Source organism: Gilliamella sp. ESL0441, assembly GCF_019469185.1.
In the GTDB taxonomy this organism is placed as follows: Bacteria; Pseudomonadota; Gammaproteobacteria; order Enterobacterales; family Orbaceae; genus Gilliamella.
Genome location: NZ_CP048264.1, coordinates 973,824 through 993,547, shown reverse-complemented (window position 1 = coordinate 993,547; position 19,724 = coordinate 973,824). Strand labels below are relative to the sequence as shown.

General features: G+C 33.5%; 22 protein-coding genes. 12 read left to right on the top strand and 10 right to left on the bottom strand.

The features are described 5' to 3' along the window. Window positions 1–61: 61 nt before the first annotated feature. Window positions 62–307 (bottom strand): cell division protein ZapB, encoded by a 246-nt coding sequence (zapB, locus tag GYM75_RS04365; protein WP_220216946.1) that lies wholly within the window; start codon window positions 305–307, stop codon window positions 62–64. Window positions 308–407: 100 nt separating this feature from the next. On the opposite strand from zapB, the gene tpiA reads away from it, so the two are divergent. Beyond that, the gene (gene tpiA / locus GYM75_RS04360) at window positions 408–1,172 is read left to right on the top strand and encodes a triose-phosphate isomerase (RefSeq protein ID WP_220216945.1); all 765 of its coding nucleotides are present in this window, start codon (window positions 408–410) and stop codon (window positions 1,170–1,172) included. A 53-nt stretch (window positions 1,173–1,225) separates the two neighbouring features. On the opposite strand, the gene GYM75_RS04355 is transcribed toward tpiA, so the two are convergent. After that, window positions 1,226–1,465: a helix-turn-helix domain-containing protein gene (locus GYM75_RS04355; RefSeq protein WP_220216944.1), complete on the bottom strand. Its 240-nt coding sequence runs from the start codon at window positions 1,463–1,465 to the stop codon at window positions 1,226–1,228. 149 nt (window positions 1,466–1,614) lie between these two features. Here GYM75_RS04355 and GYM75_RS04350 point away from each other — a divergent pair, with 149 nt between their 5' ends. The 8 genes from GYM75_RS04350 to GYM75_RS04315 all read left to right on the top strand — a co-directional run bounded on the left by GYM75_RS04350 (window position 1,615) and on the right by GYM75_RS04315 (window position 9,991). Further along, window positions 1,615–2,310: a LexA family transcriptional regulator gene (locus GYM75_RS04350; RefSeq protein WP_220216943.1), complete on the top strand. Its 696-nt coding sequence runs from the start codon at window positions 1,615–1,617 to the stop codon at window positions 2,308–2,310. Between the two features lie 279 nt (window positions 2,311–2,589). Beyond that, entirely contained in the window at window positions 2,590–3,717 is a 1,128-nt protein-coding gene (gene mnmA, locus GYM75_RS04345) for a tRNA 2-thiouridine(34) synthase MnmA (protein WP_220216942.1), read from the top strand. Further along, a complete protein-coding gene (gene hflD, locus GYM75_RS04340; protein ID WP_220216941.1) occupies window positions 3,710–4,357 on the top strand; it encodes a high frequency lysogenization protein HflD in 648 nt (215 codons plus the stop codon). The genes mnmA and hflD overlap by 8 nt, the downstream gene beginning before the upstream one ends. Before the next feature lie 42 nt (window positions 4,358–4,399). Further along, window positions 4,400–5,767 (top strand): adenylosuccinate lyase, encoded by a 1,368-nt coding sequence (gene purB / locus GYM75_RS04335; RefSeq protein ID WP_220216940.1) that lies wholly within the window; start codon window positions 4,400–4,402, stop codon window positions 5,765–5,767. A 175-nt stretch (window positions 5,768–5,942) separates the two neighbouring features. Further along, complete coding sequence (gene hemC, locus GYM75_RS04330) at window positions 5,943–6,863, top strand: hydroxymethylbilane synthase (RefSeq protein ID WP_220216939.1); 921 nt, start codon at window positions 5,943–5,945, stop codon at window positions 6,861–6,863. After that, on the top strand, window positions 6,860–7,609 hold the full coding sequence (locus tag GYM75_RS04325) for a uroporphyrinogen-III synthase (protein WP_220216938.1): 750 nt from the start codon (window positions 6,860–6,862) through the stop codon (window positions 7,607–7,609). The genes hemC and GYM75_RS04325 overlap by 4 nt, the downstream gene beginning before the upstream one ends. Window positions 7,610–7,617: 8 nt before the next feature. Further along, window positions 7,618–9,081 (top strand): uroporphyrinogen-III C-methyltransferase, encoded by a 1,464-nt coding sequence (locus tag GYM75_RS04320; protein ID WP_220216937.1) that lies wholly within the window; start codon window positions 7,618–7,620, stop codon window positions 9,079–9,081. Window positions 9,082–9,091: 10 nt separating this feature from the next. After that, window positions 9,092–9,991 (top strand): heme biosynthesis HemY N-terminal domain-containing protein, encoded by a 900-nt coding sequence (locus GYM75_RS04315; protein WP_220216936.1) that lies wholly within the window; start codon window positions 9,092–9,094, stop codon window positions 9,989–9,991. A gap of 31 nt (window positions 9,992–10,022) precedes the next feature. Here the strand turns inward: GYM75_RS04315 and GYM75_RS04310 are convergent, their stop codons facing one another. Both GYM75_RS04310 and GYM75_RS04305 read right to left on the bottom strand, forming a co-directional pair. Beyond that, window positions 10,023–10,349 carry an AzlD domain-containing protein gene (locus GYM75_RS04310; protein WP_220216935.1) on the bottom strand — a complete coding sequence of 109 codons (327 nt, stop codon included), beginning with the start codon at window positions 10,347–10,349 and terminating at the stop codon, window positions 10,023–10,025. Next, a complete protein-coding gene (locus GYM75_RS04305) occupies window positions 10,346–11,041 on the bottom strand; it encodes an AzlC family ABC transporter permease (RefSeq protein ID WP_220216934.1) in 696 nt (231 codons plus the stop codon). Before GYM75_RS04305 ends, GYM75_RS04310 begins: the two co-directional genes overlap by 4 nt. Before the next feature lie 270 nt (window positions 11,042–11,311). Here GYM75_RS04305 and gmk point away from each other — a divergent pair, with 270 nt between their 5' ends. Further along, window positions 11,312–11,944, top strand: coding sequence for a guanylate kinase (gmk, locus tag GYM75_RS04300; RefSeq protein WP_363317404.1), 633 nt, complete (start codon window positions 11,312–11,314; stop codon window positions 11,942–11,944). Window positions 11,945–12,041: 97 nt separating this feature from the next. Here the strand turns inward: gmk and gloA are convergent, their stop codons facing one another. Both gloA and GYM75_RS04290 read right to left on the bottom strand, forming a co-directional pair. Beyond that, window positions 12,042–12,449 (bottom strand): lactoylglutathione lyase, encoded by a 408-nt coding sequence (gene gloA, locus GYM75_RS04295; protein WP_255556848.1) that lies wholly within the window; start codon window positions 12,447–12,449, stop codon window positions 12,042–12,044. A 228-nt stretch (window positions 12,450–12,677) separates the two neighbouring features. Beyond that, the gene (locus GYM75_RS04290) at window positions 12,678–13,178 is read right to left on the bottom strand and encodes a glycine zipper 2TM domain-containing protein (RefSeq protein WP_220216932.1); all 501 of its coding nucleotides are present in this window, start codon (window positions 13,176–13,178) and stop codon (window positions 12,678–12,680) included. A 396-nt stretch (window positions 13,179–13,574) separates the two neighbouring features. Here GYM75_RS04290 and GYM75_RS04285 point away from each other — a divergent pair, with 396 nt between their 5' ends. Next, window positions 13,575–14,084 (top strand): hypothetical protein, encoded by a 510-nt coding sequence (locus GYM75_RS04285; RefSeq protein ID WP_220216931.1) that lies wholly within the window; start codon window positions 13,575–13,577, stop codon window positions 14,082–14,084. 85 nt (window positions 14,085–14,169) lie between these two features. Next, a complete protein-coding gene (gene pgm / locus GYM75_RS04280; protein ID WP_220216930.1) occupies window positions 14,170–15,807 on the top strand; it encodes a phosphoglucomutase (alpha-D-glucose-1,6-bisphosphate-dependent) in 1,638 nt (545 codons plus the stop codon). 62 nt (window positions 15,808–15,869) lie between these two features. On the opposite strand, the gene GYM75_RS04275 is transcribed toward pgm, so the two are convergent. From GYM75_RS04275 to rluB, 4 genes are all read right to left on the bottom strand, one after another. Further along, entirely contained in the window at window positions 15,870–16,115 is a 246-nt protein-coding gene (locus GYM75_RS04275; protein ID WP_220216929.1) for a hypothetical protein, read from the bottom strand. 15 nt (window positions 16,116–16,130) lie between these two features. Further along, the gene (locus GYM75_RS04270) at window positions 16,131–17,156 is read right to left on the bottom strand and encodes an SPFH domain-containing protein (protein WP_220217280.1); all 1,026 of its coding nucleotides are present in this window, start codon (window positions 17,154–17,156) and stop codon (window positions 16,131–16,133) included. Between the two features lie 17 nt (window positions 17,157–17,173). Continuing rightward, entirely contained in the window at window positions 17,174–18,568 is a 1,395-nt protein-coding gene (locus GYM75_RS04265) for a hypothetical protein (RefSeq protein WP_220216928.1), read from the bottom strand. A 242-nt stretch (window positions 18,569–18,810) separates the two neighbouring features. Next, window positions 18,811–19,695, bottom strand: coding sequence for a 23S rRNA pseudouridine(2605) synthase RluB (gene rluB / locus GYM75_RS04260; RefSeq protein ID WP_220216927.1), 885 nt, complete (start codon window positions 19,693–19,695; stop codon window positions 18,811–18,813). Window positions 19,696–19,724 lie beyond the last annotated feature (29 nt).

Here is a 19,724-nt window from a genome sequence, read left to right as displayed (position 1 = left end):
GAAATTAATGAAGCATAAAAGAAACGCGACCAAAGTCGCGCAGTTTCATAAGTTAAATAAATTATTGTGCTATTTCACCAATTTTACTCAATAAAGTTTGAATTCGTTGTTGCCAAACTTGTTGATCTTGTTTTAATTTTTCGTTTTCGTCTCGCAATGCTTTCATCTCATCTGAGCTGTCATTAATCAGTTGTTCCAACTCCTGATTACCTTGTTTTAACGTTGCAATCTCTTTTTGTAATGTATTGATAGTATTAACAGTATGTTGGATTTTATTTTCCAATTGATTCAATATTTCTAATGACATATTTTTCCTCAGACTTTATTTACTTGGTGTATAATGTTTACTATTATAACGAATTCATTCTAAAATCAACACCTTTTTAAAATTTAAGTTGGAGAAAATTATGCGTAAACCACTAGTGATGGGTAACTGGAAACTCAATGGAAGTATAGAAATGGCTAAAAACTTAGTTGCAGAACTAAGAAATGAGCTATCTACGGATGTCGAATGTGACGTTGCTATTGCACCACCAGTTGTATATTTAGATTTTGTTAAACACCAATTAGGTGGCTCAAATATTCTTTTAGGCGCTCAAGATGTGGGTATTAATCTTTCTGGTGCTTATACTGGTGAAGTATCAGTCAACATGTTAAAAGAAGTTGGTGTTACGCATATTATTATTGGCCATTCAGAACGTCGTACTTATCACAAAGAATCAGATGAATTTATTGCAAAGAAATTTGGTGTCATCAAAGATGCTGGTTTAGTACCTGTCCTTTGTATCGGTGAAACGGAAGCTGAAAATGAAGCAGGTCAAACTCAAACAGTTTGTGCTCGTCAAATCGATGCAGTAATTAATGCATTAGGGGTACAAGCGTTTAATGGTGCTGTGATTGCTTATGAACCAGTATGGGCAATTGGTACAGGTAAATCAGCAACTCCAGCACAAGCTCAAGCTGTTCATAAATTTATTCGTGACCATATTGCAAAACAAGATGCAAAAGTGGCAGAACAAGTTATTATTCAATACGGTGGTTCAGTTAATGACAAAAATGCTGCTGAGTTATTTACTCAACCAGACATTGATGGTGCATTAGTAGGTGGAGCATCTTTAAAAGCAGATGCGTTTGCTGTTATTGTTAAAGCAGCGGAAAAAGCCAAGAAATAATCGTGGTGTAATAGACGCCTAATATGGCGTCTATTAGGAATGCTTGAATAACTTTATTTATATTTTACTTTGTTAGATTTTGCGTTATATCGAGAAGGCCAGATTTTTTCAACTGGAACTTTTAAATAATCTGAAATTATATGTTCATATTTAGGGCAATGACGATAAAGTGCATTTCTTAGAGTATCAGCTTGTAACCCACTTGCACGAGATAGACCTCTTAAATTTCCACCTCTAATTTTAATTTCCCCTACTACTCTTGATGGAGTCCAGTCTTGATCTTGTTCGCTCATTATGAGATCCTCTATAAGTTTATTTTTGCTATCGTAAAGATTATCGGTATACAACACTAGCATGATGTAAAAACCTAGCAAAAGAATAACACATAAAAAAACGAATTAAAACAATAAAAATAAAAAATAACGCAAAATGGATTATAAAAATGAAAGAAAGCAACATAAAAACAATCGAAGAACACGAAAAAACACGAACACTAATTGAAACTGGCGTCATTGATTTTAAAAATCGTCTTACTTTGGTCTTAGAAGGTCTATCTGGCAATGCGTTTGCGAAAAAAGTGGGTATGTCAGAAGCTGTAATTCGCGACTATTTATCGGGTAAAACCTACCCTTCGTTAAATCGATTGGCGATTATTGCTCAAAAATGTGATATACCAATTGAATGGCTGGCAACAGGTAAAGGTGAATGCCGACTAATACCAGAAACAGAACGTAAAGGTTTTATCTATATCCCCTTTTATTTATTAAATGATAATCAAACAGATACAGCTTTTATTGATATTGAATCAATTCCCTTTGATGTCACATTAATCAAGCATCAACAGTTTAATCATGACGATTTAAGAGTGGTATGTGCCAAAGGTGACAGTATGGAACCAACGATATCCAATCACGATATTTTGGTCATTAATACTGCCCATATCAAGCCTATTGATGGGTATCTTTATGCGGTACAATATGATGACCAAATCAGCATCAAACGTATACAAAATCAGGGTTCTAATATCGCTTTATTATGTGATAATTCCAAATATCCAACGATTATAGTAGACAAAAACCAACCTCAGGATTTTAAAATTATTGGTCATGTTGTTTATCTTTTAAAGAACCTTTATTAAGAAGGGTTACGGCTTATAACTATTGGTTAAGTCATTTTCAGTAAACGATTCCGTTGCTAATAATCAACGGAATCGTTTAAAAACAGAATTTCTAACTCGTTTTTTTTCTTTAGTTTTAAATTATAATTTCAATTTAAAAAACGTAAAAATGTTTAAGTTTAACCCCATGTTCCAGTAAAAAGATTGAGCCCAATCAGAATTCTTATTGGCATAATTTTATGTATTTTTGCCTATTTATGATAAAATTGCCCATCATTTTTAATCAATTATCTAGTTATTATGCCTAATATTAATGCTTCCCCAAAAGTTGTTGTTGGAATGTCCGGTGGCGTTGACTCCTCTGTTTCTGCTTATTTACTTCAACAACAAGGTTACCATGTCGTTGGATTATTTATGAAAAATTGGGAGGAGGACGACTCTGATGAATATTGCTCTGCAGCTGCTGATTTAGCTGATGCTCAAGCGGTATGTGATAAATTAAACATTAAACTACACACAATTAATTTTGCTGCTGAATATTGGGATAACGTATTTGAACATTTTTTATCTGAATACAAAGCAGGCAGAACCCCTAACCCAGATATACTCTGTAATAAAGAGATAAAATTCAAAGCATTTTTAGAATATGCAGCTGAAGATCTTGGCGCTGATTATATCGCAACCGGTCATTATGTCCGTAAACGAGAAACAGGCAATAAAGTTGAATTATTACGGGGTATCGACACGAATAAAGATCAAAGTTATTTTTTATATACACTTAGTGAGAATCAAATTAAACAAAGTTTGTTTCCTGTCGGTGAACTAGAAAAACCACAAGTTCGTAAAATAGCTGAACAACTTGGTTTAGTGACAGCGTCAAAAAAAGACTCTACCGGTATCTGCTTTATTGGTGAACGAAAGTTTAATGACTTTTTAGCACGCTATTTACCAGCTCAAGAAGGACTGATTAGAACAGTTGACGGACAAGTAATTGGAAAACATCAAGGATTAATGTACCACACTTTAGGTCAACGAAAAGGATTGGGTATAGGTGGGTTAAAACAAGCTGATGACACACCTTGGTATGTTGTTGATAAAGACATCAAAAATAATGAATTAATCGTGGCACAAGGACATGATCACCCAGCCCTATTCTCTACTGGTTTAATTGCACAACAATTACATTGGGTGGATAGAAATATGGTGACCGAACCTTTTGAATGCACTGTTAAAACACGCTACCGCCAACAAGATATTATTTGTCAGGTAAATCCATTAGCGGAAGATAAAATAGAAGTAATTTTTGAACATCCTGTTGCAGCAGTAACGCCCGGACAATCTGCTGTCTTTTACAAAAACGAGGTTTGTCTCGGTGGCGGTATCATTGAGGAACGAATTATAGAAAGTAAGGAGCGGCTAAGTGAATAATAAGTACCATGATATAACTATAGCGCTTGCAGGTGTTGCGCAAAGTGCTATATTAGTTCCCCAATTAGCCAATACTGGAGGCTGCAATAATACACTTTATCAACTATCGATCAAAAGCATCTTTAACACATCCCCTCTCAGTACGGAGGATGTGTATGATGGTATTAAAAATATAGAAACGGGGTTAACGGTATTAATTCAATTGCTTAATTCGGGTCAAAAAGAACAAGTAGATATTATGCGTTATCTTTTTGGTACATTAAGTATTACCAATAAACTATTAAAAAATAACGATGCTTTAAGTAAGATAGATCAACGGTTAAAACGTATTTCAGGTCTCTATCCTGATATGAATGATCAAACCATTGAGACCCATGAAGATGAATTATCATACTCATTAGCAGGAATTTATTCAGATATTGTCAGTCCAATATCAGCCAAAATTAAAGTAATGGGTAAAATTGAGTTTTTACAGAACTCATTGGTTCAAGCTAAAGTAAGAGCATCGTTACTTGGCTGTGTTCGTTCTGCTATTTTATGGTATCAAGTAGGAGGAAGTCGTTTACAACTCCTATTTAAACGAAAAAGCATCTGTAATGAAGCACAAGCCCTATTACAAGAAATAGCTAAAATCATTTAATTTTTCAAATCAATATTTAAAAATCGCAACGGAGTTATACCGATGGAATTATCTGCACTTACCGCCCTTTCGCCTATTGATGGTCGTTATGGAGATAAAACAATTGAATTACGTACAATTTTCAGTGAATATGGCTTGCTAAAATACCGTGTACAAGTCGAAGTACAATGGTTACAGAAGTTAGCCTCGCAAGTAGAAATTTCTGAAGTTCCCGCTCTAAGCCAATCTGCAACCAATCATCTTAATCAAATTGTTGAGCAATTTGACATAAATGATGCAGAACGTATTAAAGAAATTGAAAAAACGACTAATCATGATGTTAAAGCCGTAGAATATTTTTTGAAAGAGAAAGTGAGCAGTCATGAAGAATTGCATGCCATTAATGAATTCATCCACTTTGCCTGTACTTCAGAAGATATTAATAACTTGTCATACGCATTGATGTTAAAGGAAGCGAAAGAGTCAGTCTTAATACCTTATTGGAAAAAAATAATTGAGACAATAAGTGCACAAGCAAAAACCTATCGTGATTTGCCATTACTTTCCAGAACGCACGGACAACCAGCAACGCCTTCAACAATAGGAAAAGAATTTGCTAATGTTGCGTACCGTTTACAACGTCAATTAAAACAACTTCAAACTGTTGAAATCTTGGGTAAAATAAATGGAGCGACAGGTAATTACAATGCTCACATTGTGGCTTACCCTCAAGTTGATTGGCATCAATTTAGTGAAGAATTTGTATATTCTTTAGATTTAAAATGGAATCCTTATACAACTCAAATAGAACCGCATGATTATATTGCTGAATTTTTTGATTGTGTAGCAAGATTTAACACCATTATGATCGACTTTAATCGTGACATATGGGGTTACATCTCATTGAATCATTTTAAACAAAAAACCATTGCCGGTGAAATAGGTTCATCAACCATGCCTCATAAAGTCAATCCCATCGATTTCGAAAATTCTGAAGGTAATCTTGGCATTGCCAATGCAATTATGAGCCATTTAGGGAGTAAATTACCTATATCACGTTTTCAACGTGATTTAACCGATTCAACCGTTTTACGCAATCTTGGAGTAGGAATTGGCTATGCAATCATTGCCTACCAATCAACATTGAAAGGATTAAGTAAACTTGAAGTTAATCAAGAGTACCTGCTTGATGAACTCAATCGTAACTGGGAAGTATTAGCCGAACCAATTCAAACTGTAATGCGACGTTATGGTATTGAAAAACCATACGAGAAACTAAAAGAATTGACTCGAGGAAAACGTGTCGATGCTGAAGGAATGAAGCAGTTTATTGATTCATTAGATTTACCTGAAAATGAAAAATCACGACTAAAACAATTAACACCAGCCAACTACATTGGGTATGCATCAGCGTTTGTTGATAAACTTTAATTGTCATTTGTGGTTGATAGTCTGAAACATTATTGATTCATGTTTCAGATTATCTTTAGTCACAATGCATTAAAAAATTAGGTAAATTTGTGATTTAATAATAGATATATATTAATTGTCTCCATTAAGACATCAATATTAAAACAACATTCAAAGTATTTAATAGGAACATCCATTGAAAATCCGCATTGCAACAAGGAAAAGCCCTTTAGCTCTATGGCAAGCTAATTATGTTAAACAACAGCTATTAGCTATTCACCAAAATTTGACAGTTGAGCTCATCCCGATGGTGACAAAAGGTGATATATTACTTGATAGCCCATTATCTAAAATTGGAGGTAAAGGCTTATTTGTTAAGCAGCTTGAACAAGCTATTTTAAATAATGAAGCAGATATTGCGGTTCACTCTATAAAAGATATTCCTGTACATTTTCCTGATGGATTAAAACTTGCCATTATATGCAAACGTGATGATGTCCGAGATGCATTTATATCAAATCAATACGATAATTTAGAGCAGTTACCACATGGCGCAATAGTGGGAACTTCTAGTTTACGGCGTCAATGTCAATTACGTGCTCGTTATCCACACTTACATATCAAAGATTTAAGGGGAAACGTTGGCACTCGTTTAACAAAATTGGACAATCATGAATATGATGCGATTATTCTTGCATCAGTAGGCTTAAAACGTTTGGCATTGCAAGATCGAATCAAACAATATATTGATACAGACTTAATTTTACCTGCTGTCGGTCAAGGTGCCATTGGCATTGAAACACGAGCTGATGATAAATCCATTTTAACCTTACTTGCACCACTTGATGACAAAAAAAGTCGCATTTGCATACAAGCCGAAAGAGCGATGAATCAACGTTTGCAAGGCGGTTGTCAAGTTCCCATTGCATGCTATAGCCAAATTCAAGACGACGCATTATTTTTACAAGGTCTTGTTGGACAAACTGACGGTTCTCAAATTATTAAAGCGAACTTATCAGGTACGCCTAATCAACCAGAGCAATTAGGTTATGAATTAGCAGACTTGCTCTTAGAAAATGGGGCAAAAGCAATATTACAGGAATTAAATAGCGAATGATTTATGTAACCAGACCTTCCCCCGAAGGCGAAGTGTTAACGCAATTATTAAATCAAGCTAATTTGCCTGCTATACATTTGCCGCTATTCGATATGTTAGCAGGTAAAGATCTATTTAATTTACAAATTCAACTAAATCGCTTAATGCCGAATGATATAGTCATTGTGGTATCACCACAGGTCATCAATGTCATTAAAAATTATATTCCAAACCTGATATTTCCGAATAATCTACGTTATTTCGCTATTGGCAAAAAATCGGCTGAATTATTGAGTCAATTAACGCAAACACGAGTAGATTATCCCCGACAAGAAGATAGTGAAGGATTACTTGAGTTACTTGCCTCAAAATCAGTAAATAATTACACTGTACTCATATTAAAAGGAAATGTTGGAAGACAATTAATAGCCGAAACACTAAGCACTAAACAAGCCCAAATAAAATTAATCGAATGTTATTCTCGTAATGTCATACCCTACCAGCAGGATATCCTTTATAATGATATTGAAAAACAAATATTGATCGTTACCAGTATTGCTCATTTACACCAACTTGAGATATATTGCAAAATTAACCATAAAAAAAATGCAATTTTAGTGGTCACCAGCCAACGAATTTTTGAGGAGGCGAAACAACAAAATTGGCAAAAAATTGTTTTGGTAACCGGAGCTAATAATCAAATTTTATTTAAAACGTTAATCACTCTATGTCATAATGATAAGATTAATTTAAACAATACTGAATGAGGTAGCTTATGTCGCTTCGATATTATAGTGCTAATGCCACACTTTCAACGATTAGCACGACTTCATTTAGCCAAACATCCACAATTGATTCAATAAAACAAGCGAAACAGACTATGAAACAAGATAAAAAAAATCTTAAAAACAGCGAATCTAGTCCTAAAGTAGAAAAAAAAGAGCCTTCTTCGTCAAATACTGATTATATTAAAAAAGTACCTATATCAAAATTATCTTTGCTCGCCATTGCCTTAACCCTTGGTCTTGGTGGTTTTATTTTTTATCACGGTCATGAGCAAATTGAAAAACAAAAAAACGTCATAGATAGTTTGAAAACTGAGATAGCCAATTTAAAACAGACAACTAAAAAAAGCATCATTGATGATGTAGAAAATAATATTAACCAATCGGTTAACCTACAAAAACAACAATTTTCCTCACTTGAACAACGTGTTAACGATCAATTGTCTGAGCAACAGCAACAACAACAGCAATTAGTTAATCAGATTAATGATACGATTAAAATAAACCAACAGAACTTTCATAATTTCAATGAACGCTTATCTGCCATGTCGACAATGGATTCTAATGTTTGGTTGATTTCGCAAGCAAACTACTTTGTAAATCTAGCTGCGAGAAAAATATGGAATGATCAAGATTACACTACCGCTCGTATACTTTTGAAAAATGCGGATGAAAGTTTAGCTCAAACCAATGACCCTAGTTTAACACTAGCTAGACAAGCCATTAATAAAGACATTAACTCATTATCTCAAGTCAGTTTTATCGATTCTGATGGAATTATTATAAAGCTCATTAATTTATCAGATTCTCTAACTCAATTACCTTTATTAGGTCATTATAAAGAGATCGATATGGGTCTATCACAAGATGCTAATAGTCATAATTCTAATCTGTCAGGTAATTCACCGGCAGAAGCAGCCGTTCATTCTGATGATGGGCTAAATGAAAAAGATAGCGAGAGCAACCGTAATGATAATCAAGTTACACCTTCATTATCAGACTGGTCGGATAATTTAATGTCAAATGCTAATTCATTTGTGAAAAAATTTATTTCTATTGAAAAATTGGACAATAGTGATAACACTTTTTCAACTTGTATAACTCAAGCGGGTAAAGATGAAAAACAAATTGCTAAATGTCATATATTAAAAACACCATTGAGTTTAGAGCAATCATTTTATTTACGGGAAAATATTCGTTTTCGTCTATTAATCGCTGCACAAGCCGTACCGAGACATCAAGACCAGATTTATCAACGTTCTTTAAATGATGTCGCCCTTTGGGTTAATGCTTATTTTGATACCAATGCCCCAAGTGTTAAAGCATTTTTAAATGATATCGATAAATTACAAAAACAATCTATCAGCAATCAAAATGTACCCGAAACTCTTGCGAGTATAGGCGAATTGAATAAATTAATGCAAACACGCGTTCGTTCAATGTTGGCAAAATAGGAGAATAATAATGATTAAAGTATTGGTTATTTTCTTAGTGCTAATTGCCGGTTTCTTTTTAGGTCCATTGATACAGTCAAATCAAGGCGCAGCTGTGTTTGTCGTTGCCAATTATAAAATTAGCATGTCATTTAATTCCTTCGTAATTTTATTATTGTTGGCACTATTCATTATTTATTTATTTGATCGTTTATTCAAAAAAATCCTTAATTCCAAGCGTTTTTTTGGAAATTGGTTTAAATTAAATTCATCTCAAAAAGCGAACAAATTAATTGAACAAGCACAATTCATGCTACTTGAAGGTAACTACCAACAAGCAGCGAAGCTTTTCATGAAAAGTGCTAAAGCAGCCTCAAATACGACGTTATCATATTTATTAGCGGCACAAGCGCATATTGACAATGATCAACTTATTGAAGCAAATCAAATGCTCGAAAAAGCGGCTAAAACTTGCCAAGATAACGAAAAATTTGTTTTTCAACTTGTTCAAGTTAGGTTACAAATCAAAAATCGTGAATATACTTCAGCACAAACAACTATTGAACGTTTGTTAAATGAAAATCCCCGTAATGCAGAAGTATTGCGACTAGCCGACCAGCTCTATTACGAAATGGGTAATTATCAAGCTGTTATCGATCTATTACCGACAATGTATAAGATCAAAACCTATAGTGATTCACAATTAGATCAGTTCAAACAATCTGCTTATATAGCTCGGATTAAGCAATTATCTGTCGATAAAGATCCGCTTGCATTAATTAAATGGTGGAAAGAACAGCCCAAAGCAATACTTAATAATCTTTCATACCAAAAAGCTATGGCAAACTATCTTCAACAACTCGGTCAAACTACCGAAGCTGAAAAATTATTAGCGTCAGTAACAAAAATTGAAAATCAAGAAAGAACTTAAAAAAACAGGGTTAAACCCTGTTTTTTAATTTTTATATTGACCAAAAATATCTGATTAATGCCATACAACACATACCGGCAACAACAATACACATTAAATTTTTTGTTATAATAGCCACAATCACTGTGGGTATGGAAGCTAAACAATACTCAATTTTGAATTCTGGAAACTCACCTTGTTTTGCAATAAATAAATTTTGTACAAACAGTGCTGTTAATATACAAAGTGGAACATAAGATAAAAATCGAACGACGATATTCGGTAACTGCAATTTTCTTACTAATATAAAAGGAATAATTCGCGGAAACCAAGTCACTATTCCGCACCCTAAAATAATCAATAAACTATAAATTGTCATGCATCACGCTCCATAGCAACGCCCATAAAACAACCCGCAAAGGTGCTGATCAGAATAGCCATTTCAGGCGAAAAAAATCGCATCAAAAAAACTAACATTATAGTAACGGTCAGCATAACGATAAGTCTGTTTTTTATGGTTTTGGTCTTATCACCAATTAATTGCAAATAAAGTAACCCAATAAACATAGCCACTAAAGCATAATCTAATCCAAAAATAGCCGGATCAGGTAACCACTCACCGATTAAAGCGCCCACCAAACATGATAATATCCAAGCGACATAAGCAGTCAAATTAAGACCATGCATCCATGATGCATTAACAGGTACTTTATTGGCTACCGCATTCATCGTTACTGCAAAGCTTTCATCCGTAAGTAAACTTCCTATAGCAATATTGTCTAGTAAAGAGAATCGTCGAAAAGAAGGCGCTGTTGCCATACTCATCAAAAAATGGCGGGAATTAACAAGAAAGACAGTAAAAATGATGGCAGTAATGGGGGTCGCCACTAACATTAAACCAGCAATAATAAATTGTGCCGCACCTGCATAAACAATAACGGCAAGTAAAGTGACTTCTAAAACGGATAAATTTGCTGCTTTACCCACAACACCTGCCGCAATTCCAATACCAATGTAACCTAACAGCGTGGGAATACAAGCATAAACACCATCTTTAAATGTTAATGACATAAAATACCCTTAAAACGAAAAAAAGATTATCATAATAGCTTAAGTTATTGTGTCAAATAAAAAATAATAAAGCTATCCAAATGGTTAAATCAAATTAATTTTAATTTGTGGGCTAATTAATTTCACAAAAGTAAATAAAAGATCATCAATTAACTTTTCATTAAGATAAATGTGATACCTTCATACATATGGCGCATAAATTTGATATAATAATTCTAATGACTTTTAACACAATCAAATAAGATTTATATGAAAAGTGATAAAGTAAATATGTTTATTGGAACACTGTTTATTATTTCTGCGCCAAGTGGTGCGGGTAAATCAAGCTTAATTCGAGCCTATTTAGCCCAAAAAAATCATCATCCAGCAAAAGTTTCTATTTCTCACACTACTCGATCTCCAAGACCAGGAGAGCAACATGGTGAAGATTATTATTTTGTTGATCATAATCATTTTGAGTCATTAATCAGTGACCAAGCTTTTGTAGAATACGCTCACGTTTTTGACCATTATTATGGTACCTCAAAAGCAGAGATTGAACAGAGCCTATTACAAGGAGTTAACGTATTTTTAGATATTGATTGGCAAGGTGCTCAACAAGTCAGAGATAAAATGCCACAATCAAAAAGTATTTTCATTCTTCCTCCTTCATTAACTGAACTTGAAAATCGTTTAATTAAACGGGGACAAGACAATGAAGAAGTTATTGGCAAAAGAATGGCAAAAGCACAAGCTGAAATCTCGCATTATAATGAATATGATTATGTCATTATCAATGATGATTTTGATACATCATTAAATGCATTAACTTCAATCATAACCTCAGCAAGTTTAGAGCGTAGAAAGCAAGAAGTAATTCATCATACGTTATTTGATAATCTTCTAAAGAAGAATAACAAATAGTTAAATTTTTCAGAAGTAAAGCGTCGTAATTAATACCAAACTGACAAATGCAATAATACATCGCCAATATAGTTGGCGATGTTCATCAGTAAAAAAGTTAATTACCTAAAGCTTTATCAGCCTGATCATTTTGAATAAGCTCTAATTTATATCCATCGGGATCTTCAACGAAAGCAATAATCGTTGTTCCACCTTTCACAGGGCCTGCTTCACGTGTAACCTTACCACCAGCTTGTCTCACTTCGTCACACATTTTTGCGACATCATCAACACCTATAGCAATATGACCAAATGCATTACCGTGATCATAAGTTGTTGTTCCCCAGTTGTAAGTTAATTCAATAACAGAACTAACAGATTCATCACCATAACCAACAAAAGCCAGGGAATATTGATATTCTGTATTTTCACTCGTTCTTAAAACCTTCATTCCCATAACACGAGTATAAAAATCGATTGAACGTTGTAAGTCACCTACTCGAATCATTGTATGTAAAATACGCATTGCTTCTGTTTTCCTTTTTTTAACAAATGAATCTTGATAGAGTTTATAAGTTAGCATCACATGCAATATATTTAGTAACTTTAAGAATTAATTCGGAATAATTTATTGATGTTTAAAGCGTATATGTTTTTAATACTGCATATTTTTAAAAACAAAATAGGGCTTAGCTAAAACTTTGTTTTCAGCCAAACCCTATTTAAACTAACTTAATGTAATAATTGAATTATATTAATTACTATTTGCAACTTTAGTGTAACGAGGTGCTGCACTAATTCTATTTCCGTTAGTAACTAATTTAACATGTTGACCAGTAAAAAATTCTTTTGCTGAACCTTTTTGCACGATAACGATATTACCGCCTTTTTCTTGCTGGATTTCAAGTTCTACTGCATCAGCTTGATTAGCTTTATTTTCAATAGCGCTACCTAAAATTGCGCCACCAATAGCACCTGTTGCAGCAGCTAGTACTCGACCAGATCCGTCACCGATGGTATTACCTAAAACGCCACCAAGAACAGCACCACCTATTGAACCCACTATGTTTTCATTTTTACCATTTGATGTATTCGCTTGGATTTTTACTGCTCTTACAGATAAAACTGTACCATAACTCACTTTTTGAACTTGTTTTGCTTGATCCGTAGTATATACATCACCAGAATAAATATCACTATTACTACAGCCTGAAAGAAGCGCAATTAAAATAGATGCAGTGATGATTTTTTTCATATTAAATTCCCCATATATATTTTTTGAAGATTAACTTCTATTTGTAATATATACTAGCATAATATTCTTTTACAATAACAACAACATTTTTTTCAATATTTTATCAATAGATAATATAATTTACGAGAAAGTTAGAGTATACTCAGTCCAATAGTTTATTGGACATACAATTATTATATGAAACGGTTATTTTTTCAAAATGCATTATCAGATATGATATTAGCTTGTCTTGATACAAATCAGTAACCTAAAATTTAGATATGAGACAATCATTCAATTAATCGTTTTTGCTAAGGCATAATTGTTTTGATAAGAGCACAACTAAATCATTCATTACTTAACATTATTACTTTATAAAGTGTTGGGTAAATAATCTATATGGGCATGAATAACATAATGAAAACTATCGAAATTGACGAACAGTTATACAAATTTATTGCAGGGCAAACCAAACATATAGGTGAAGATGCCTCAAGTATTCTTAGACGCTTGTTAAAACTGAATACAAGTTCATCTAATTCAACTTCAAAAGTTGATGTTGAAAGTCATAATTCAATATTTAGTGATCTATTCACTAGTGATAGTTTCACCAGCGAAAAATCAATTATTAGTCGTTTTTTGCTACTATTAGCAGCACTTTACAATTACAACCCTGCACTTTTCGCCATTGCGGCAACTTCGCTACATGGTAGCAAAAGACAATATTTAGCCAAAGATAAAAAATCATTAGAAACTTCTGGCAAGAATACAAAACCTCGTGAGATTATTGGTACACCTTATTGGGTGATTAGTAATACCAACACGGCAAGAAAAATTTATATTATCGAATCTATTATGAGTGATATGGGCATATCAGAAGCAACGATAAATCAAGTTAAAAATGTTTTTTCGTCTTCAACAAATTAAAAATCAATAGTTACACGTTAATTAGAAATGTTGTGCTGTAACTGTTAGCAAATGATTTAAAGTAATTATGAAAGAGGAGTAAAGAATGGCAACCCCTAGCAGAGCAGGATTATTAGCTAAACCATCTGATCTAATCAATGTGGAAACTTTACAAAATAATTATTACCAAATTAAACCTGATACAGACAATGCTAGTCAATTAGTCATTTTTGGGACATCTGGACATCGAGGAAGTTCAAACAAAGGCACATTCAATGAAGCCCATATACTCGCAATCGCTCAAGCCATTGCCGAATACCGTAAAGCAAATCACATAACGGGGCCTTGTTTTATCGGTCAAGATACTCACGCTTTATCTGAATTAGCGCTTAAATCAGTACTTGAAGTGTTCGTTGCTAACGAACAAACAGTTGTTATAGCGCATGATTGGGGGTATACCCCTACTCCGGTTATTTCACATGCAATTTTAACGTATAACCAAGATAAAAAATCACAACTTGCTGATGGTATCGTGATTACCCCTTCCCATAATCCCCCTGAAGATGGCGGAATTAAATATAATCCAACAAATGGTGGGCCTGCGGATACTGATATTACCAAACAAATTGAAAATCGGGCAAATGAATTACTTAAACATCAATTAGACGGTGTGAAAAGAGTGACATTGGAAAAAGCCATCCATTCCGATTTTATTCATACTAAAGAATACGAAACTGATTATATTAACGATCTGGAAAATATTCTTGATCTTGCACTGATTAAATCTTCTTCACTTAAAATTGGTGTTGATCCATTAGGCGGAGCCGGTATTTCTTATTGGCCTCGAATTGCTGAAAAGTATGGTCTTAATCTTGATATTGTAAATAACAAAATTGATCCTACCTTTAGTTTTATGCATTTAGATCACGATGAAGTGATTAGAATGGATTGTTCTAGTCGCTGGGCAATGGATGGGTTGTTAAATTTAAAAGACAAATTTGATTTAGCCTTTGGTAATGACACCGATTTTGATCGTCATGGTATTGTCACACCAAAAGGATTAATGAATCCAAATGCTTATCTTTCAGCTTGTGTAAATTATTTATTTCAGCACCGTCCAGAGTGGCATAAAGATGTTGCCATTGGCAAAACACTGGTGACAAGTTCAATGATAGATCGCGTTGCGAACAGCCTAAACCGAAAATTTTTAGAATACCCTGTCGGTTTTAAATGGTATGCCCAAGGACTTTATCATGGTCAATTAGGTTTTGCTGGTGAAGAAAGTGCAGGTGCATCATTTTTACGAACAAATGGTAAAGTTTGGTCAACCGATAAAGATGGCATTATTTTATGTTTATTGGCAGCGGAAATGACCGCCAAAATAGGCAAAAACCCACAAGAACAATATCAACAACTTGAAGATAAATTTGGCGTTTCTTATTATGGCAGAATTCAGGCGCCAGCATCATTTGCTGAGAAACAAAAACTAGCCAAACTTGATGCAAGCCAATTGACTACTGATCAGCTTGCAGGTGAAAAAATTACTCAATGTTTAACCACGGCACCCGCTAATCATGCTCCTATTGGTGGATTGAAAGTTATTACTGAAAATGGCTGGTTTGCAGCCCGACCTTCTGGCACTGAAGATGCTTATAAAATTTATGCGGAAAGTTTTATCAGCAATCAACATTTAGCCTTACTTCAAGAGGAAGCACAACAAATTGTTGCTAATGCCATTAAGTAATTGAAACAAAAAAGCCGACGTTATGTCGGCTTTTAATTGTGATAAAATCAAATAAAATTTTATTATTTTATTTTTCGGGGTTGCGCCACATTACCTGCATTTTTATCATATCGATATTGATTTTTATTGAATAGTAGCGCCCATACAAGACATAGTATGATAGAACTCACCACGATGGTTACCATAGTCAACAAAATTTTCTTCATATCAACATATTGAAATATATCAATATTCCATATTAACAATATTAAACCTACAGAAAAGGTAAAAATAATAGCAATAAAAAGACCAGCTAAAAATGTTTTCATTCTGTTATTCCTTAATTAAAGCTTATCAACATATTCTTTTTTCTTCGCATCATACTCAACTTGAGTAATAGCTCCGATATCTAACAGTTGTTTTAATTTTGTTAACTTGGTGTAGGTATCTTCTGTGTCAACTGTCTGAGTATCAAACATATTTTGTTTATGCACTGTATCGGCTACATGTTGAGTGTAGATTTTGGATAATTCAGCGCCTGCAACAAATTGCGCACCTAAACCTGCTATACCACCTTCATTTTTAGCTGCATCACGCATAGCTTGTAATTTTTCCATTTCAGCATAACTTAAATTTGCTTTGCTTGCTGCTGTTGCATCTGCTGAAATATTAGCTATTTTCGCAATTCTACTATCTGTTTCATCATCGAATTGAGATCCCAAAATACGAAAATCCGACAAAGTTAAGCCTAATTTAACAAATTCATTAATTAACTCTTGTTTAACATTTTCAGATAGTTCGATTAATTTTGAATCTATTTGTAAATAACCGTACTGCATCTGGGCAAGTTTACTGGTTATTTCTTGAATAATACGATTTGAAATTAATTCTTTCGCTTCTTGAATGGTATATTGATTTCGTTGACCAATAATTTGTTGATAGAATTGTGCAATATTACTGATTGAAAAAGAATAATTACCATTCATTTTTAGTTGAATTGGAAACTGATATTCAGGTTCTAAATATTTGATGGGTGATGCTGTACCCCACCCTTGATTAACGATATCGTTTTTTCTGAAAAAGTAGATATAAAGCTTGTGCTCACTTTTAAAAGATTGTCTTATTTTTAACATCGTTGTAATAAATGGGTGGTTATCAGTTTTTAAGTTATAAATACCAGCATCTTCGATGACATCGGCTATTTTACCTTCATATACCAATACTGCACCTTGCCCAGGGGCAACAATAAGCTTACTGGCATTGATAATTTGGTTATTATTGGTAGCCGGGAATTGATACCATAATATATTGGGTGAATTGTCATTCCATTCAATGACAGAAGCTAATTGTTTTCTAAAAATATTTAACATAATGATATTATTCCTTATTACTCTAAAGTTTTTATATCTGAAATTGAATTTTGTTTACCATCAGAATCTAATAGAATAAATTTATTTTCTGTCCTCAAAATAATACGATTATCCAAAATTTTTGCACCAAGTTTATAGTATTCCAAAGGAAAATTATAACTCCAACGAATATCTCCTGTTTTTGCATCCAACAATTGAATAATATACTTATCTTTGTTGACAGGTGAGGTAGAGAAACCAATTAATACTGAATCAGCATTATAATCGAGTATTCGTGGGAAGAAATAAACACGATCTGGGGTAAAATCTAGATATTTTAACGTCCTGGATGCTTTCTTTCGCCATGGTTCCAATAGAATTTTTTCATAAGGCGTATTATTGTCTATAACAACAATAGCCTGATTTTGTTTGGTATAGTAAACATTTGTCCATTTAAACCCTACATCTTCTCGTGGATAACCAGGTAAGAACTGATATTCATATCTTATTAATCTCGGAATTTCATCTGGATAATCATTACTTTTTGTACTAAAACTAAAACCAGTGCGTACAGAAAAATTGGACGGCAATGGTGTTTGCCCACTTCTTGCTTTGTAATATTCACTATCATTGTAAATTTTATCAATCTTTGGGTAATAATAGAAATGTTTACCTTTATTGGTGTACACATATAAACCACTACCGTAATCTTCGCTGACAAATTTGATTTCTGCTAATCCTGAAGAAAACTCAGCTTGTTTTGAAAACAATTCCTTATTAACAGATTCAAACGTATTATTGTATTTATTTAATTGATATAATTTTTGATTATCAATAAGCAGCATAAAGTCATCGTCTTCCCATTTTACTAATTCATAAGGATGAGGTCTTGAAAAAGGGTCTTTTTTATCAGTTGGCAACTCAAACTGACCAACAATCTTATTTGCTTCGATATCGTAAATTCTTATAAAATGTTGATATTGGCTGCGTGATGCTCTTTTAGATAAGCTTAATTCAGTTTTGAAAATCAAATAAGGTTTTCCTTTAAATACGTACATATCGATAATATTATTAGACCATTCTTTGGTTATCGCCTCTTGGGTTGGTTTTGGACGATTGTTATTGGTTGAACTATAGCTACTGTGTCCAACAACACTACCTTTGGTATTAGAATTATTTTCATCTATGAATGATTCAATCATTACGAGTAAAAACACGACACAGGAAAAAGCAATCACTCCCCAGATTATGGTTTTATTAGGTTTTACCATATTTGGTTGTTGGGATTGTTGATGATGAAAAATATGAATATCTTTTTTATCGACAAAATAAACTGCTCCACACCCTTCACATTTATATTTTTCATTACCTAATGAGATATGCTTGATACTTCCACATTGTGGACATTTGATGGTTAATATATTTGAAGTCATTTTACTTTAGTTATATTCGTTAATTTCATGTTATATAAGTGAAAACATTATAAATATTTAAAATTAATAATAACATCTAAATTGTCATTTAGAGGCTGAATAAATTGTAAATCAAGATTAACTTAATTTACTTAATTAGTGTGTTTTATGAAATTGCTTTACTGTCTATGTGAGAAAAATTGGATAGATGTCATCACTCCCCAATAAATTGATCTGTTTTTATTGAGGATGTGATTTAGTTTTTAGATTCGTGTTGGCTTTTTAGCTGTAGCTTGTCTTGATGATTTTGACAAGTTGTTGAGTTTAGTTCTTTTGGGTCTGAAACTACGTTTATCTGTTTTGGCATCAATGAATGATTTGGATTCTTTTGCTAATCCGACAATATCACGTAGATAATTAACCGAGTCAAGACTTAACTCCATCCAAGTTCCTCGTGATAAACCTTTAGGTAAGGTTATATTACCATAACGAATACGCAGCAAACGGCTTACTTGTACATCAATTGCTTCCCACATTCTACGCACTTCACGGTTACGCCCTTCAGTTATGACGACATTAAACCACTGATTTAAACCATCGCCACCTTGCGCTTTAACAGATTTAAAAGAAGCTGGACCATCTTCAAGTTGTACTCCTTTTCGTAATTGATTAACTTGCTGATCAGTCACATTTCCAAAAACACGTACCGCATATTCACGTTCTATTTCATGACGAGGATGCATTAATCGATTAGCCAATTCACCATCTGTGGTAAAAAGAAGTAAACCAGAAGTATTAATATCCAATCGACCAATATTGATCCAGCGAGCATTTTTTAAACGCGGTAAACGAGCAAAAACTGTTGCTCGTCCTTGTGGATCGTTACGGGAACAGATTTCCCCCTCGGGTTTGTAATAAGCTAACACACGACAAACCGTTTTTTCTTTACTTCTTAGCTGAACCAAGTGTCCATTAATTCGAATTTTAGGGTTAGCATTCACATCAACCCTATCACCTAATGTTGCAATTTTACCGTCAACGCTAATTTTGCCTGCGGCAATCATTGCCTCAATTTCACGACGTGAACCATTACCTAAATTAGCTAACACTTTTTGCAACTTTTCAGTATTGTCATTTACTTTTTTCATATTTTCCTCGCTACCTTCACAGGTATCAG

Excerpts from the sequence above, each read along its gene's own strand:
- GYM75_RS04320 (WP_220216937.1), top strand. The coding sequence starts at position 7,618 with ATGTCGCTTCGATATTATAGTGCTAATGCCACACTTTCAACGATTAGC.
- GYM75_RS04350 (WP_220216943.1), top strand. The coding sequence starts at position 1,615 with ATGAAAGAAAGCAACATAAAAACAATCGAAGAACACGAAAAAACACGA.
- GYM75_RS04275 (WP_220216929.1), bottom strand. The coding sequence starts at position 16,115 with ATGAAAACATTTTTAGCTGGTCTTTTTATTGCTATTATTTTTACCTTT.
- gloA (WP_255556848.1), bottom strand. The coding sequence starts at position 12,449 with ATGCGTATTTTACATACAATGATTCGAGTAGGTGACTTACAACGTTCA.
- gmk (WP_363317404.1), top strand. The coding sequence starts at position 11,312 with ATGTTTATTGGAACACTGTTTATTATTTCTGCGCCAAGTGGTGCGGGT.
- GYM75_RS04290 (WP_220216932.1), bottom strand. The coding sequence starts at position 13,178 with ATGAAAAAAATCATCACTGCATCTATTTTAATTGCGCTTCTTTCAGGC.
- GYM75_RS04315 (WP_220216936.1), top strand. The coding sequence starts at position 9,092 with ATGATTAAAGTATTGGTTATTTTCTTAGTGCTAATTGCCGGTTTCTTT.
- rluB (WP_220216927.1), bottom strand. The coding sequence starts at position 19,695 with ATGAAAAAAGTAAATGACAATACTGAAAAGTTGCAAAAAGTGTTAGCT.
- mnmA (WP_220216942.1), top strand. The coding sequence starts at position 2,590 with ATGCCTAATATTAATGCTTCCCCAAAAGTTGTTGTTGGAATGTCCGGT.
- GYM75_RS04355 (WP_220216944.1), bottom strand. The coding sequence starts at position 1,465 with ATGAGCGAACAAGATCAAGACTGGACTCCATCAAGAGTAGTAGGGGAA.
- tpiA (WP_220216945.1), top strand. The coding sequence starts at position 408 with ATGCGTAAACCACTAGTGATGGGTAACTGGAAACTCAATGGAAGTATA.
- GYM75_RS04265 (WP_220216928.1), bottom strand. The coding sequence starts at position 18,568 with ATGACTTCAAATATATTAACCATCAAATGTCCACAATGTGGAAGTATC.
- purB (WP_220216940.1), top strand. The coding sequence starts at position 4,400 with ATGGAATTATCTGCACTTACCGCCCTTTCGCCTATTGATGGTCGTTAT.
- GYM75_RS04285 (WP_220216931.1), top strand. The coding sequence starts at position 13,575 with ATGAAAACTATCGAAATTGACGAACAGTTATACAAATTTATTGCAGGG.
- zapB (WP_220216946.1), bottom strand. The coding sequence starts at position 307 with ATGTCATTAGAAATATTGAATCAATTGGAAAATAAAATCCAACATACT.
- pgm (WP_220216930.1), top strand. The coding sequence starts at position 14,170 with ATGGCAACCCCTAGCAGAGCAGGATTATTAGCTAAACCATCTGATCTA.
- GYM75_RS04305 (WP_220216934.1), bottom strand. The coding sequence starts at position 11,041 with ATGTCATTAACATTTAAAGATGGTGTTTATGCTTGTATTCCCACGCTG.
- GYM75_RS04270 (WP_220217280.1), bottom strand. The coding sequence starts at position 17,156 with ATGTTAAATATTTTTAGAAAACAATTAGCTTCTGTCATTGAATGGAAT.
- GYM75_RS04310 (WP_220216935.1), bottom strand. The coding sequence starts at position 10,349 with ATGACAATTTATAGTTTATTGATTATTTTAGGGTGCGGAATAGTGACT.
- GYM75_RS04325 (WP_220216938.1), top strand. The coding sequence starts at position 6,860 with ATGATTTATGTAACCAGACCTTCCCCCGAAGGCGAAGTGTTAACGCAA.